Origin of the sequence: Collinsella ihumii, from assembly GCF_900046475.1 — a bacterium.
GTDB classification, from domain to species: domain Bacteria; phylum Actinomycetota; class Coriobacteriia; order Coriobacteriales; family Coriobacteriaceae; genus Collinsella; species Collinsella ihumii.
In genome coordinates, this window is the sequence record NZ_FCOU01000003.1 from 435,059 (window position 1) to 449,167 (window position 14,109).

The following is a 14,109-nucleotide window of genomic DNA, read 5'->3' on the forward strand; positions in this document are numbered from 1 at the left end:
CGGGGCCGCCGAGAGGGCCGGTCCCGCCGCGTCGCCTTACCAGGGCTACTCGCCCCAGACCTCCTCATCACTCGGAACCTGCACATCGGGCAGGGCCACGGCGATGCGGGCGATATTCACCAGGTGATGCCACCAGAGGTTCTCCGAGATGGAGTTGTTGCCCCAGGAACCGCACCCGAGGGTCGCCGTCGGGTTGAGCCCGTTATCGAAGGCGCCGCCCAGGCCGGAAGAACCGATCATGTTGACGCCGATACGCGACACCGGGAGCTGTTCGCCGGCGTAGTCGACGTGTTCCGCCGTGTGCGAGCGCACAATCGCGGAGTGACCCGCACCCTCGTGCAGCAGGTTGGTCTTGGCGTTGGCCACGCCCTCCTCCCACGTGCCATAGGAGGCGACGCACATCACCGGGCAGAGCTTCTCCTTGCACAGAAGCTCGTCGGCACCGTAGGCGTCAACCTTCACCATGAGGAGCTTGGCGTCCTCGGGCACATCGAGACCGGCAAGGGAGCCGATGAACTGCGGGGAGGCGCCCACCGCATCCTTGTTGATGGCACCGTTGGGGAACAGCGCGGCGCGCAGCGCGTCGACATCGGCCTGCTCGCTGATATAGAAGGCGCCCTCCTGCTGAAACAGGCGAACCATCTCGCCGTAGATGTCCTCCTGCACGTGGATGCACTGCTCGCAGGTGCACAGCACGCCGTTGTCGTAGGTACGGCTGCGCACGATCTGCTGGGCGGAAAGCTCGAGGTCGGCATCGGTGTCGACGATGGTCTGGACATTACCGGCGCCCACGCCGAAGGCGGGCTTGCCGGAGGAGTACACTGCCTTGACCATACCGGGACCGCCGGTGGCGATCGTACAGTCGCACATGCTCATGACGAGGCTCGAGATCTCGAGCGTGGGATCGGGGATGATCTGGATGAGGTCCGCAGGCGCGCCCATGGCCTCGAGCGCCTCGCGCATGATGCGCACCGTCTCCACGCCCGTCTTCTTGGCGCGCGGATGCGGGCTGATGAGCAGGGCGTTTCCGCCCTTGAGAGCGCACATGGCGTTATGCGCCGGTGTCATGGTCGGATTCGTGGTCGGCGGGATGCAGCCGATAACGCCCATGGGCTTGGCCACCTCGACGATGCCCTCGTCCTCATGGCGTGCGATGATACCGCGCGATTTCACTCCCTTGAGACGGTCCCAGGTGATCTTGGTCTTACCTGAGTTCTTGGCGATCTTGTCCTCATAGCGACCCATACGGGTCTCCTCGACGGCGAGCTTGGCAAGCGGCTCGGCCGCGTCGAACACGGCCTTGCCGATCGCGCGGACCGCGCGGTCGACCTCCTCCTGCGAATAGGTCTCAAACTCGGCTTGCGCCACGCGTGCGCGCTCGATGAACTCCGCCACGTACTTCTCGGGATCCATGGCTCCTCCTTCGCGAAGCATCCGACTGAAAGCGAGTCGCTTTCCTAAATCTACGTTCATTGTAGAATGTCCTACATTTGAGTCAAGAACAATAGAACATTGACCGTTCACCGACCGTGAGCGGTCAAATCACAGGTCAGATGCAGTGTTTAGAGGTGTTAATCGACTTTGGTAACCGCAAGCAGCAGAGCGCCACCGTCCCGCAACACCCTCATTGCCAGCTTCTCATCGCCCATAAGGATGGACTCCGCAAATTCCAGCCCATACTGATAAATGGTGGAGAGGCCATCTTCCTGGAAGATGCGCTCGATGGCGACAGCGCTTTGATAGGAGGCGATCAGCACGACCTCGCAAACGAGTTCACGCAGAAGCGGATTGGCGACGCCGCGAGCACAAGCGCATGCGAGCTGCGTCAAAGCGGAAGCGACCGCATCCGGTGCTTCCAGTGAGGCGTCTTTCAACTCTGAGAACGCGGCACCGATCGCTGAGGCATCGGGAGATGCCGCCATATCGGGCACCGCGAGCCCGATCACGCGCTCGCACAATTCAAGCATGTCTCGACCGTTGCCACGCCGCAGAAGGATTCCGAAGACCAGCGGCTTCAACATCCCGCCATGGAACTCGTCGACGATGTAGGTCCCGTCGGCGCGCCTGATCTCAACCACGCCGTACGCCTCGAGAATCTTGATGGCCTCGCGCACCGAGCTGCGCCCCACCCCGAGGCGAGCGGCGAACTCCTCCTCGGAGGGCAAGCGTTCGCCCGGTTGGAGCTCACCGGTCGCCAAGCTCGTGGCAACGCGCTCGATGATAATCTTGGATATGTTCTTCGTCCGCAAAGATCCCGTAAGCGAGGAACGTGCCATACGATGTCTCTCCCTACATCCTATGTTCTATGTTCCTGCCCATTGTATCAGTCCTATAGGAGAAGGGCGTCTCGGTACACCATCTTTCGGTAATTAGATGATGCGCCCAGACGCCCTCTCGCTCAGCCAAGGTCGCGCGTTTACAGAAGCAGGCGCTTCCAGAGCTCCATGCGCTCGTCCATAAAGTCCGCGATCTTGCTCTGGCCGCCCTCCTCGATAAGGTCGACCTCCTTGAGGTAGTTTGCGGGAAGCAGGTCGGGTTCACCGATCTCGCGAGACTTCTCGATTGCCGCATGGCGCGTAAAGGCGGCGATGCGGCGTACCACGCTATCGAGCTGATCGAGCATGGGATTGTGGGTGATGCTCCCCAAGAACTCGTTGAATGCGAGGCTTGCTTGATAGCACGCCTCGTTGTCGGTCCCCGGATCGTTCATCGCCGTCCTGAACGTCTCGCCGAGCTCGCGCAGATGGGCGATGTCCTCAGGCGACGCCTCTTTCATGGCGAGATACATGACCGAATTCGACAGCGCGATCTTCACGTCGAGCAGCTCGCTCATGGAGTGCTCACTCAGGATGAGACCGTAGATCATGGGGTTCAGCAGACTCGTCTTGTAGTGGTCGACCACAAAGGTCCCCGCAGAGCGACGAATCTCGAGCACGCCGAACGCGACGAGCACCTTGATTGCCTCACGCACAGCGTTACGGCCTACACCGAGTTTCTCCGCAAACTCAGTCTCGGTGGGAATCCGATCGCCCGGCTTGAGCTCACCCGAGATGAGGGCGTTCGTGATGCGGTCGACGATGATATCGGAAAGCGAGCCTTTTGGCAGCTCGGCGAACAGGCTGCTGTAGTCCATCGGTGTTCCTTCCGTTACGCAGACGGGGCAATGCCCCGAGAACATACTACTTGCAAATGTTCTACATTCATTTCATACTCACTTTAGGAGAGAAAGCCCACGATTTCAAGGGTCTGCCGAACAAGAGCGCAGGAGAACTCGGCGAAGGGTAGCCGACATCCCAAGGGGGAACACATGCATTACACCGGATTAACCTATCGCCCTCCTTACGAGGCGAATTCGCTGCTCCTTCAGGCCACGAGCGGCTGCAGCCACAATCGCTGCACGTTCTGCAGTATGTACCTGGACACGCCGTTTTCCGCATCGCCGCTCGCCGAGATCGAGGAGGACCTGATCGAGGCGGCGCGCATCTGGCCCGATGCGCGCCGCGTGTTCCTCGTCAACGGCGACGCCTTCGCCCTCTCCAGCGATCGGCTGCTTGAGATCTCCGAACTCGTTCACCGCTATCTGCCACAAGCCGAATCCATCGGCGCCTACGCGCGCGTAGACAACATCGCACACAAGACCGACCGGGAGCTCGCCGCACTCGCGCAGGCCGGCTATGCCGAAATCAACATAGGAGTCGAATCCGGGCTGGACGACGTCCTGGCCTATATGAACAAGGGCCACACCGCCGAGAAGGCCCGGCGCGAGCTCGCGCGCCTCACCGCCGCCGGCCTCCCCTTCAACACCAACATTATCACGGCCGCCGCCGGACCCGACCGAATCGCCGAGCATGCAACCGCCAACGCAGCCCTAGTCAACGAGACGAACCCGACCCTTGTGTTCGTCTCGCCGCTCCACGTCGACCCGGGCTCCCGCTTGGAGCGCGAGGTCGCCGCCGGGCGCTTCACCGAGTGCACGCTCGGCCAGTATCTTGAAGAGGAAATCTTGTTCCTCGAGGGACTCGAACTCGACGGCTGTCTGTTTTTCGGGTTGCACGTCTCGAACCCCGTACCTGTGGCCGGCTGGCTGCCGCGCGACAAGGCAGAACTGCTCGAACGCCTGAGAGCGGGACGCGATGCCCTCGGTCCCGAGCTGCTCGCCTCGCACCCGAGCAAGGGCGCCGAGGGCAGTCTGCATGGACGCATCCCGGGACTCGAGCGATGAGCGCCTCCGGACCGGGGCTCGCCCTTGCCGAGCGCTTCTGGCAGCGCAACCGAGCCGAGCTGTTTGAAGGAGAGCTCGCCGGCCTTGGGCGCCGTGTCGCGGCGGGCCTCGTGGGCGAGGGCTCAGAATGCTGGGGCTACGACGACGCCATATCACGCGATCACGACTGGGGACCAGGCTGCTGCATCTGGCTCATGCGTTCGGATTGGGAGCGCTTCGGAGGCGAGCTGCAGCGGCGCTATAACATGGTCGCAAGCCGGTATATGGAAGGCATAGCGCCTCGCCCGGCCACACCTCCTGGAACCCCGCCGCGCGTCGGCGTCTTCGACATCGAGATCTTCTACCAGCGTTTCCTCCCATCCGGCATGCCTCACGACTCCACCGGGTGGCTACAGGCGCGCGAGGCCATGCTCGCCGCAGCGACCAACGGCCGCGTGTTCTACGACGGAAGCGGTCGGTTTTCCGCCATCCGCAAGCAGCTGCTTGCCTACTATCCCGACGACGTGCGCCTGCACCGTATCGCCTCCAACCTTGCCCGCGCTGCGCAGGCGGGCCAATACAATTTTCCGCGTCAGGCGGCGCGCGGCGACAGCCTTGCCGCCCTGTCGGCCCTCGTCCGCTTCAACGAGGCGGTCTGCGGGGTTCTCTACGCCCTCGCCCGCCGATACCGGCCATTTTACAAATGGGTGGCGAGGGAATTGCTCGATCTGGGACAGGTGGGCGCACGGGCGCATGCGCATCTCGAAGACCTCGCCGCTCTCGTGCGCGGGGGCGATGCGGCGGCCTCTGTCGCCAGAATCGAAGAGGTCGCCAAGATGCTCGTCGACGCGCTGGATGCGGCGCATCTGAGCTCCAACGTATCACCTTGGCTGATGGATCAAGCGACCGAGGTGGCCCGCCATATCGAGAGCCCGTCGCTACGTGCCCTGGATCTCATCGATTAACCTCTACCCTTCAGCCAAGAGAGGAGTGGGCGCCGGTTATGCCCGCTGCGCTCATCTTCCGATACCCCGCTGGACCCGAACGCTACAAACGACCATAAACCCGTGGGATCCGCCGCCCACAGCAGGATGGCGACCGGAAAAACAACCCCCAATCCGCATGGAAACGCATGGGGGATTATACTGAGTGGCACGATGGAATATAGCACGTAGGAGGTAGAATGTGAACCATATCGGAACCACGCTGCTCGGCATGATCAACACCACGTCCTACCACACGACCAACCATCAGATCGCCATGTGGGTCCTAAGCAACCTCGAGCGCATCGACCACCTGACCGAGCCCGAGATGGCGCGCACCTGCAACGTGTCGAAAAGCTCGATCAACCGGTTCTGCAAGGAACTCGGCTACGACACGTTCCGGCAGTTCCAGCTCGACGCGCTCCGGTTCCAGCGGCAGTATGCGACCAAGTACTACCTCCCCGCCTCGGAGATCTCCAACCCCGACGGAACGTTGCTCGAGAACTACGCGGCGAGCGTCGCACGCAACGCGCTGAAGCTCGCCGAGCACGTCGACGATGCCGTACTCGCCCAGATCGCCGCCGACCTTGACGAATACGAGCACGTCATCGTCATGGGTGGGCAGCAGTCGGGAGACATCGCCTGCATGTTCCAGCACAACCTCTTCGGCACCGGTCGCGTCATCACGGCCTACACGTACGCCAAGGAGCAACGTGAGATACTCAGCCGCCTGGATTCCGATACCCTTTTGATCGTCTTCTCGCTGTTCGGCAACATCTTCCATCGCGTGATGGACAACATCGGCCCCTTCGAGCGCCCCGAGCACTGCAAGATCTGCTGGATCACCTCGCAGCCGACGCTGCCGCCGACCATCCCCATCGACGCCATCATCGATTGCGGGCTCGGCCGCGACCTGTCCGCCGGAAACCTCGCCATGGAGCTTGCCGCCAACACGATCGTCTTGCACTACTGGCGGCTGCACCATCCCGATGGGGTCGACGGCAGCCTACCGTTCGCCCGCTAAATCCAACCGCTCGCCACGCAAGCAGATGTGGGGCCTTTTGCTCCAATTCGTCATAACAAGCATCTACCTGCGGTTTCATGCCATGGAACCAAGTTCCAGCTTGCGGAACCCCTTGATGTCCTCAACCGAGCTTCCAGCCCGTAGGATACGAGATGTCAAAAGCGCCGCGCACCCGGGAGCGGCAACGAATCATCTGACGAATAGGAGCAACAGATGGACAACGCTACGTTCGCGCAGGAATGCGTGCGCCTCGTCGGCGGAAAGGAAAACGTCGAGACCGTGACGCACTGCTTCACCCGGCTGCGCTTCCGCCTGAAGGACAAGAGCCGGGCCGACCTCGCCGCCGCCAAGGAGACCGAAGGGATCCTCGACGCCCTCGAAGTGGGCGATCAGACCCAGCTCATCATCGGCCCCCAGGTCAACGAGGTCTTCAAGGAGGTCGAACAGATCGTGGGCGTCGGCGTCGCCGACCCCGCACGCGTGGAAGACGAAGCTGCTGACGATGGCGAGTCCAAGAAGAAGGGTTTCTCCGTCGGCATGCTGCTCGACACCGTCACCGGCATCTTCGCCCCGGTCATCACGGCGATCACCGCCGGCGGTATGGTCAAGGCGGCTCTGCTCATCATGGGGCTGTTCGGCCTGTCCTCGGATTCGCAGGAGTACTACATCCTGAACTTCATCGCGGACTCCGTCTTCTACTTCCTGCCGATTCTGCTCGCTTTCTCGAGCGCCAACAAATTCGGCTGCAACCCCTACATCGCGGGCATCGTCGGCGGCGTGCTTCTGCACCCCAACTGGACCGCCCTGGTGAACGCGGGCGAGCCAGTGAGCTTCTTCTCCATCCCCGTCACCCTCTACAACTACTCCTCGAGCGTGCTGCCCATCATCCTCACGATCCTGTTCATGTCGTTTGTCGAGCGCTTCGCCGAGAAGGTCTCCCCCAACGTGGTCAAAGCCGTCCTGCAGCCCCTGCTGACGCTCGGTATCACCGCGCCGGTCGCCCTTATCGTTATCGGCCCGCTCGGCAGCTGGATCGGTGGCATCTTCGCTGCAATCCTGTCCTTCCTCGACACCAACGTACCCATCCTCGTGCCCACCATCGTCGGCGCCGTCTGCCCGCTGCTCGTCTTCGCCGGCATGCACCTGGCCATCTTCCCCTCGCTCCAGACCATCCAGCGCGCCGCTATGGGCTATGAGACCGTCTGCGGCCCGGGCATGCTCGCCTCCAACATGGCCATCGCCGGCGCGACCCTGGGCACCGCCCTGCGCGTGAAGAACCCCAAGAACCGCGAGATGAGCATCTCCACCGGTATCACCGCCCTGTGCGGCATCACCGAGCCCGCCCTCTACGGCGTGGTCTTCAAGTTCCACAAGCCGCTGATCGCCGGCATGATCGGTGGCGCGGTGGGCGGCCTGTTCGCCGGCATCATGCACCTCAAGCGCTATGCCTTCGCAACCCCCGGCATCCCGGCGCTGCCGACCTTCATGGGCGACGACCCGATGAACATCGTCATCGCCATCGCAACGGTCGCCATCGCGTTCGCGGTCGCCTTCATCGTCTCGTTCATCCTGGGCGTCGATGAGGACGCGCAGGCCAAGAAGGCCTAAAGCACCGACCCATTCGCTCGTCCCCACGAAACTCCGGCATGCCGGCCAAACGTTCAGCCCGCCGGCATGCCGCCCGACAAGGAGCACCCCATGTCTTTTCGCAATGACTTCCTTTGGGGCGGCGCCACCGCCGCCAACCAGCTCGAGGGCGCCTGGACCGCCGACGGCCGCGGCCCCTCCATCGCCGACGTCATAACCGGCGGCACCGCCCAGCGCAGCCGTACCCTCACCTATGTGGGGCCCGACGGCAAGCCCGGCCACCTCGAGTTCTTCGGCGACCTGCACGAGCCGCCCCAAGGCTCCACCTTCGCGCCCATCGAGGGCGAGTGGTATCCCAACCACGATGGCATCGATTTCTACCACACCTATCGCAAGGATATCGCCCTCATGGCCGAGATGGGCTTCAAGGCCCTGCGCCTGTCCGTCTCCTGGAGCCGCATCTTCCCCACCGGTATGGAGGAAGAGCCCTGCGAGGCCGGCCTTGCATTCTACGACGGCGTCTTCGACTGCCTGCGCGAGCACGGCATCGAGCCCGTGGTGACCATCAGCCACTACGAGACCCCGCTCGCGCTCGTGAACGAATGGAACGGCTGGACGGACCGCAGAACGATCGATTGCTTTGTGCGCTATGCCACGACGCTGTTCGAGCGCTATCGCGGCAAGGTCCGTTACTGGATGACGTTCAACGAGATCAACGTCATGAACACCAATGCATGGCTGGGCGCGGGCCTCGCCTCCTCCGACCCCAAGGTCACCATGCGTGCCGCGCACCACATGCTCGTCGCCTCTTCACGTGCGGTGAAGGTGGGCCACGAGATCGACCCGCAAAACCAGATCGGCTGTATGCTCACCTTCAGCCAGGGCATGGTCTATCCCTACAGTTGCCGGCCCGAGGACGTGCACAAGGCTTGGGAGCTCGCGAACCGCTGCTACTTCTTCTCCGATGTGCAGGCGCGCGGGTACTACCCGAGCTACCAGCTCAAGCGCTACGAGCGCGAGGGCATCGACATCGGCATGACCGAGCAGGACGAGCGCGACCTGCGCGAGGGGTGCGTCGACTACATCGGCTTCAGCTACTACCGCTCGACCACCGTCTCGACCGACCCCACCACCCCGCTCGTCGACCCCGACTCCCCCATGAAGGAGATCCTAGGGGTCAAGAACCCGTACCTCACGGTCAGCGACTGGGGCTGGACCATCGACCCGGTCGGCCTGCGCAACGCGCTCGACAACCTGTACGACCGCTACCAGAAGCCGCTGTTCATCGTGGAAAACGGTCTGGGCGCCGTCGACATGCTGAAGGAGGGCCATACGGTCGACGACGACTACCGCATCGACTTTTTACGTTCGCACATCGAGGCTATGAAGGATGCCGTGGAAATCGATGGCGTCGATCTGATGGGCTACCTCTGGTGGGGTCCGATCGACCTCATCTCAGCCTCGACCGGTGAGATGAAGAAACGCTACGGTTTCATCTACGTCGACCGCAACGACGACAACACCGGCTCGCTTAAGCGCTTCCGCAAGAAGAGCTTCGGCTGGTACAAGAAAGTCATCGCCTCGAACGGCGAGGACCTCGCCTAACATCTGCCGGACGGGGTACCCCAACCGCGCGGTGCCCCGCCCCCTCCAACCCCTGCCTCCTTGTGGTACCGCACTCGGCATGCTTCACCGGAATCTGCCGTCAGGCGACATCGCCGTCTCGTCAATCGACTGTCTGTTGCTCCACGCGATTCGCCCGGCGCATTCAGGCATGAAGGACGTGCAGTGCCGCAAGGAGGGCAGGGGTTTTTCAGCTCCCTCGCGAGCCATTGCCGCGTCGGGCAGCGCGCGCTACCATGGGTGCGTTTTACCCCGATCCCAAGGAGACGCCCATGGAGCCGCAGCGGCAGGAACAACCCATCCTCACCCGCACCTGGTGCGTATGCCTGCTCGCCCTGGTCTGCTGTGCGTTCTGGGGAAGCGCCATCCCCTGCATCAAGACCGGTTATGCGCTGCTTGGCATCTCGTCGGCCGACGTGCCCTCCGAGCTTCTGTTCGCCGGGCTGCGCTTCGCTCTCGCCGGCGTCATCGCGCTCACGGCGGCGTCGATCGCCGAGCACAGACCCGTCCGCATCAAACGCGGCTCGCTCGGCATGGTCGTGCGCCTCTCCCTCGCGCAAACCATCGTCCAGTACGCGTTCTTCTATATCGGTGTCTCCCATGCGTCGGGCGTCAAGGGCACCATCGTCAACGCATCGAGCACCTTTCTCACCATCCTTGTGGCCACGCTCGTGTTCCGCCAGGAGCGCATGACGACCCGCAAACTCGCAGGTTGCCTGATCGGGTTCGCCGGCGTCGTGCTCGTGAACCTCACCGGCGATCTCGGCGGCGCCATGACGCTCACGGGCGAGGGGTTCATCCTCGTCGCGTCCCTGTCCTATGCCGTGTCCTCCTCGCTTATCCGCATCTACTCGCAGCGCGAAAACCCCGTGGCGCTGTCCGGATACCAGTTCGTGCTCGGCGGCCTGGTTCTCGCCGGGGCGGGCGCGTGCATGGGCGGGCGCATCCCCCACATCGATCCGGCCGGCATCGGCATGTTGATTTACCTGGCGTTCGTATCAGGAATCGCCTATTCGCTGTGGTCGGTCCTGCTCAAATACAACCCCACGTCGCGCGTCGCGATCTTTGGGTTCATGAACCCCATCTTCGGCGTCATCCTCTCAAGCATCCTGCTCGGCGAGGCGGGGACCCTGCCCTGGCAGCAGACCGCCGTCGCACTCGTCCTCATCACGGCGGGCATCGTCATCGTGAACCGCGTCCCGCAGACGGAACGAGCGAAGTAGCGGTACCCGCCGTCAACGCAAGCAAGCGGGGTGCTTGCGCACCCCGCCACGGAAAAGGGAGAGCATTGTAAGGATGCCCGGGGAACTGCCGGCCGATCGCTTTCGCGGCAGGCGCCCCGCGGCGTCGAATGAAGCGGTCGGAGTTTCCCTAAAACGGCAGCGCACCGACGACGCCGTACACCACCAGGTACAAAACGAGCAGCGCGATGCCGTAGTACTTGCCGTACTCCTTCATGAAGTCCGTGAAGTTGAGCTTGCACTCGCCGCACAGCATGTACAGGGCGGGGATGACCGGGCTCACCAGGCGGAACGACTGACCGACCATGGAGGCGACCGCCGCCTGCGTGGCGCTGATGCCGAACTGCGCCATGACGTCTTTCATCACGCTCGCGATACCGAAGTAGAACGCATCTTGCGGCAGGAAGCACACGGCGGGCGTGGCGATGACCGCGTAGATGGGCGCCATATGGCTCGACAGCTGCGTCGGGATGATGCCGGCGATGAAGTTCGCCAGCGCCGTCGCCATGCCCGAACCCGTCAGCACGCCGGAGAACACGCCCGCGCCCAAGGTGATCACGGCCGTGGGCAGCACGTCGGCAGCCAGATCCTCCAGGCGCTGCGAGCTCTCCTCCACCTTGGGATAGTTCACCACCAGCGCGATGGCCGAGGCCAGCATGAAGATGATCGAGCCGTGGATCTCGCCCTGGATGAGCAGGACGACGGCGACAAGGGTCAGAACGAGGTTGAACGCGAACAGCTTGGGGCGCTTGAGCTCGACATCCTTATCGCGCACGGCGGCGATCATCTGGTCGAGCTGCTCGGGCGACACGGCCTTGGCGTCCGCAGCGGACCAGCCCAGGCGCTTGCGCTCCTTTTTACCGAGCAGGTACGTGATGGCGATTACGGCGACCTGCGCGGCCAGCAGGCCCGGCAGCAAGGTGGCGAACAGCTCGTTGACCTCGATGCCCTGCGCGGTCGCCGACGCGATGGTGGGACCGCCCCACGGGAGCTGGTTCCAGATGCCGATGGGCGCCACGATGACGATCGCCAGGTAGATGAGCTTCAGGCCCATCTGCCGGTACAGGTTGATGAACGCCGAGGTGCAGATGATGATCGTGGTGGTCGTATCGCCGTTAAACGATACGACCGAGGCGACCATCACGGTGGACATGAGCACCTTCAGCGGATCGCCCTTGGCCATCTTGATGAAGAAGGCCGCGACGGGGTCGAACAGGCCGACGCCGAGCATGAGGTCGAAGTACAGGATCGAGAACAGGATGGTCAGACCGGGCGAAATGACGCCCATCGATGTGCTCTGGCCCTCGTAGTCGACCGTGTAGAAAATGCCATCTTTGATCCAGGAGAACAGGTCGGACATGGTGGCACCGGTTGCGAACACGGCGATGACGCCAAACACAAGCGGCACCAGGGTGAGCGCGTTGAATACCGAGAGCTTCTTCATCGAAAGCAGGACGATGAAGCTCACGATCATGGCAAAAGCCAAAAAGGTCAGCAAGGGGTATACACCTCCTACGTCATGCACGTTATTTCGTTGTGGGAAGGAAAAGAGCGGGGCCGGCGATCGGTTCATTCGGCGCCCGGTGCCCCATCGCGGGGCGCATCCGGCGCGAGGGCGGCCGATCGGGGCACCCTTGAAAGCGCTGACGCGCAGCGGGGTTTCCGGAAGGGGCGCAAAGCCCCTTCCGCATCAAAAAGGAGAGACTACTTGATGAAGTGAACCTTGTCGTACAGGTCGGTGAGCACGGCCTCCTTGCGCTCGTTGTAGGTCACCTTGTTCTGCTCGAACAGGTTGTTGCCCTCGGCGTCGATGGAGACGATCAGAGGACCGAGCTCGTTCACGCGGCAGGTCCACAGGGTTTCGGGCATGCCGAGCTCACGCCAGTTGGCGTCCTCGATCTCCTCCACCTCGGTGGCGGCGAGCACCGCGCAGCCGGCAGGGAACACGCAGTGGATGGCGGGGCCGATCTTGCATCCCGCCTCGGTGTTGGGGCCCATGCCGCCCTTGCCCACGATGACCTTGACGCCGGTCTGCTCGATGAACTCCTTCTCGAACTTCTCCATGCGCATGGAGGTGGTAGGGCCGAGCGAGATCATCTCGTGGGTCTCGGTGCCGTCCTCGTTTTTCGTGCTGCGCACGATGGGGCCGGCGTGGAAGATGGCGCCTCCGTCAAGATCGATGGGAAGCTCGCGGCCGAGCTCGATCAGGCGACGGTGCGCGACGTCGCGGCAGGTGGTGATGTGTCCGGTCAGATAGATGACGTCGCCGACGTGGATGTCTTTCAGATCCTCTGCGGAAATCGGCGTATGGAGTACCTTTTTCACAGCTCAACCCCCTTGTGCGTAAGCAATTCGTAGTTCAGGTCGGAATCGATCACGATGGTGCCGCGGCGATGCGACCAGCAGCCCACGTTGACCGCGCAGGACAGGACGGACGGATGGCGCGCGGAGTTCTCGATGTGGACGTCCATGACGGACTTCGTGCCGCCGAGGCCCTGCGGGCCGAGGCCGATCTTGTCGATGCCCTCGATCAGCTCCTCCTCGAGCTGGGCCGCGAGCGCATTCTCGTTGCGGCTGCCCACCGGGCGCATGAGCGCAAGCTTGGACATGTAGGCCGCCGAGTCGATCGAGGTGCCGATGCCGATGCCGACCATGAGCGGCGGGCAGGCGTTCAGGCCGTAGGAGGTCATGAGGTCGAGCACGAACTTCACGACCGCCTCGTATCCCTCACCGGGCATGAAGGTCTTGCCCGAGCCGGGCAGCGAGCAGCCGCCGCCGGCCATGTAGACGTGGATCTTGACCTTGTCGTCGCCCGGGACGATGTCCCAGTACAGCCACGGAGACTTGGTGCCCACGTTGGTGTAGGTGTTCTTCTCGTCGAACGTCTCGACGGTGTTGTGGCGCAGCGGCGCCTTTTTCGTCGCGCGGAAGACGGCCTCCTTGAGCACATCGGCGAGCTCGTCGATGTAGGGGAATTTGCTGCCCACGCTCACGAACATCTGGATGAGGCCCGTGTCCTGGCACGACGGCCTGTTGAGCTCCCAGGCCTTCTCCTGATTCGCCGCCATGGTGTGATAGATCATCTGTGCCATGGGATTCGTTTCCGTCGCCGCCAGCTCCTTGAGCTTGGCCGTGACGTCGTCCGGCAGGCGCTTGCCCACCAGGCTCGTGAAGTCGGAGACGATGTTGGTCAACCGCTCCAAGTTCTCACTTCTCTCCACCTTGACTCAACCTCCCTTTATCTGTGCTGTTTCGGCAGGTCACCTGAGGTGTTTCCCGCCTCTCGACACCATGAAGGGTACGGTTTCGGAGCACGCAGCGCCTTCCGATTATCAAGGATCGGCAGGCGCGGATGAACAGACCGGGAGCACTGTTGCGGCGCATTCGGGGCCACGAGGAGCATAAAGTCGGCAGACCGTAGGGCTGCGCCCTTCTACCTGCGCATTCGCC

12 protein-coding genes are annotated in these 14,109 nt (G+C 62.9%); 6 read left to right on the plus strand and 6 right to left on the minus strand.

Annotation, left to right across the window (positions count from 1 at the left end; translation table 11 throughout):
* Positions 1-45: 45 nt before the first annotated feature.
* The 3 genes from BN3789_RS03155 to BN3789_RS03165 all read right to left on the minus strand — a co-directional run bounded on the left by BN3789_RS03155 (position 46) and on the right by BN3789_RS03165 (position 3,133).
* A complete protein-coding gene (locus BN3789_RS03155; protein WP_202615057.1) occupies positions 46-1,413 on the minus strand; it encodes an aldehyde dehydrogenase family protein in 1,368 nt (455 codons plus the stop codon).
* Positions 1,414-1,571: 158 nt separating this feature from the next.
* The gene (locus BN3789_RS03160; protein ID WP_066829810.1) at positions 1,572-2,276 is read right to left on the minus strand and encodes a FadR/GntR family transcriptional regulator; all 705 of its coding nucleotides are present in this window, start codon (positions 2,274-2,276) and stop codon (positions 1,572-1,574) included.
* 140 nt (positions 2,277-2,416) lie between these two features.
* The gene (locus BN3789_RS03165; RefSeq protein WP_066829813.1) at positions 2,417-3,133 is read right to left on the minus strand and encodes a FadR/GntR family transcriptional regulator; all 717 of its coding nucleotides are present in this window, start codon (positions 3,131-3,133) and stop codon (positions 2,417-2,419) included.
* A 174-nt stretch (positions 3,134-3,307) separates the two neighbouring features.
* On the opposite strand from BN3789_RS03165, the gene BN3789_RS03170 reads away from it, so the two are divergent.
* The 6 genes from BN3789_RS03170 (at position 3,308) to BN3789_RS03195 (ending at position 10,641) form a co-directional block, all read left to right on the plus strand.
* Positions 3,308-4,222, plus strand: a complete 915-nt coding sequence (locus tag BN3789_RS03170) for a radical SAM protein (RefSeq protein ID WP_066829815.1) — start codon at positions 3,308-3,310, stop codon at positions 4,220-4,222.
* Entirely contained in the window at positions 4,219-5,166 is a 948-nt protein-coding gene (locus BN3789_RS03175; protein ID WP_066829818.1) for a DUF4037 domain-containing protein, read from the plus strand. Before BN3789_RS03170 ends, BN3789_RS03175 begins: the two co-directional genes overlap by 4 nt.
* Positions 5,167-5,386: 220 nt before the next feature.
* Complete coding sequence (locus BN3789_RS03180; protein WP_066829821.1) at positions 5,387-6,208, plus strand: MurR/RpiR family transcriptional regulator; 822 nt, start codon at positions 5,387-5,389, stop codon at positions 6,206-6,208.
* 213 nt (positions 6,209-6,421) lie between these two features.
* The gene (locus BN3789_RS03185) at positions 6,422-7,816 is read left to right on the plus strand and encodes a PTS transporter subunit EIIC (RefSeq protein WP_066829830.1); all 1,395 of its coding nucleotides are present in this window, start codon (positions 6,422-6,424) and stop codon (positions 7,814-7,816) included.
* Positions 7,817-7,906: 90 nt separating this feature from the next.
* Positions 7,907-9,400, plus strand: a complete 1,494-nt coding sequence (locus BN3789_RS03190) for a glycoside hydrolase family 1 protein (protein ID WP_066829833.1) — start codon at positions 7,907-7,909, stop codon at positions 9,398-9,400.
* 290 nt (positions 9,401-9,690) lie between these two features.
* Positions 9,691-10,641, plus strand: a complete 951-nt coding sequence (locus BN3789_RS03195) for a DMT family transporter (protein ID WP_066829836.1) — start codon at positions 9,691-9,693, stop codon at positions 10,639-10,641.
* A 148-nt stretch (positions 10,642-10,789) separates the two neighbouring features.
* On the opposite strand, the gene BN3789_RS03200 is transcribed toward BN3789_RS03195, so the two are convergent.
* From BN3789_RS03200 to ttdA, 3 genes are all read right to left on the minus strand, one after another.
* Entirely contained in the window at positions 10,790-12,157 is a 1,368-nt protein-coding gene (locus BN3789_RS03200) for a citrate:proton symporter (RefSeq protein ID WP_066829839.1), read from the minus strand.
* A gap of 206 nt (positions 12,158-12,363) precedes the next feature.
* Positions 12,364-12,984, minus strand: coding sequence for a L(+)-tartrate dehydratase subunit beta (gene ttdB / locus BN3789_RS03205; protein ID WP_066829842.1), 621 nt, complete (start codon positions 12,982-12,984; stop codon positions 12,364-12,366).
* Complete coding sequence (gene ttdA / locus BN3789_RS03210; protein ID WP_066829845.1) at positions 12,981-13,880, minus strand: L(+)-tartrate dehydratase subunit alpha; 900 nt, start codon at positions 13,878-13,880, stop codon at positions 12,981-12,983. Before ttdA ends, ttdB begins: the two co-directional genes overlap by 4 nt.
* Positions 13,881-14,109 lie beyond the last annotated feature (229 nt).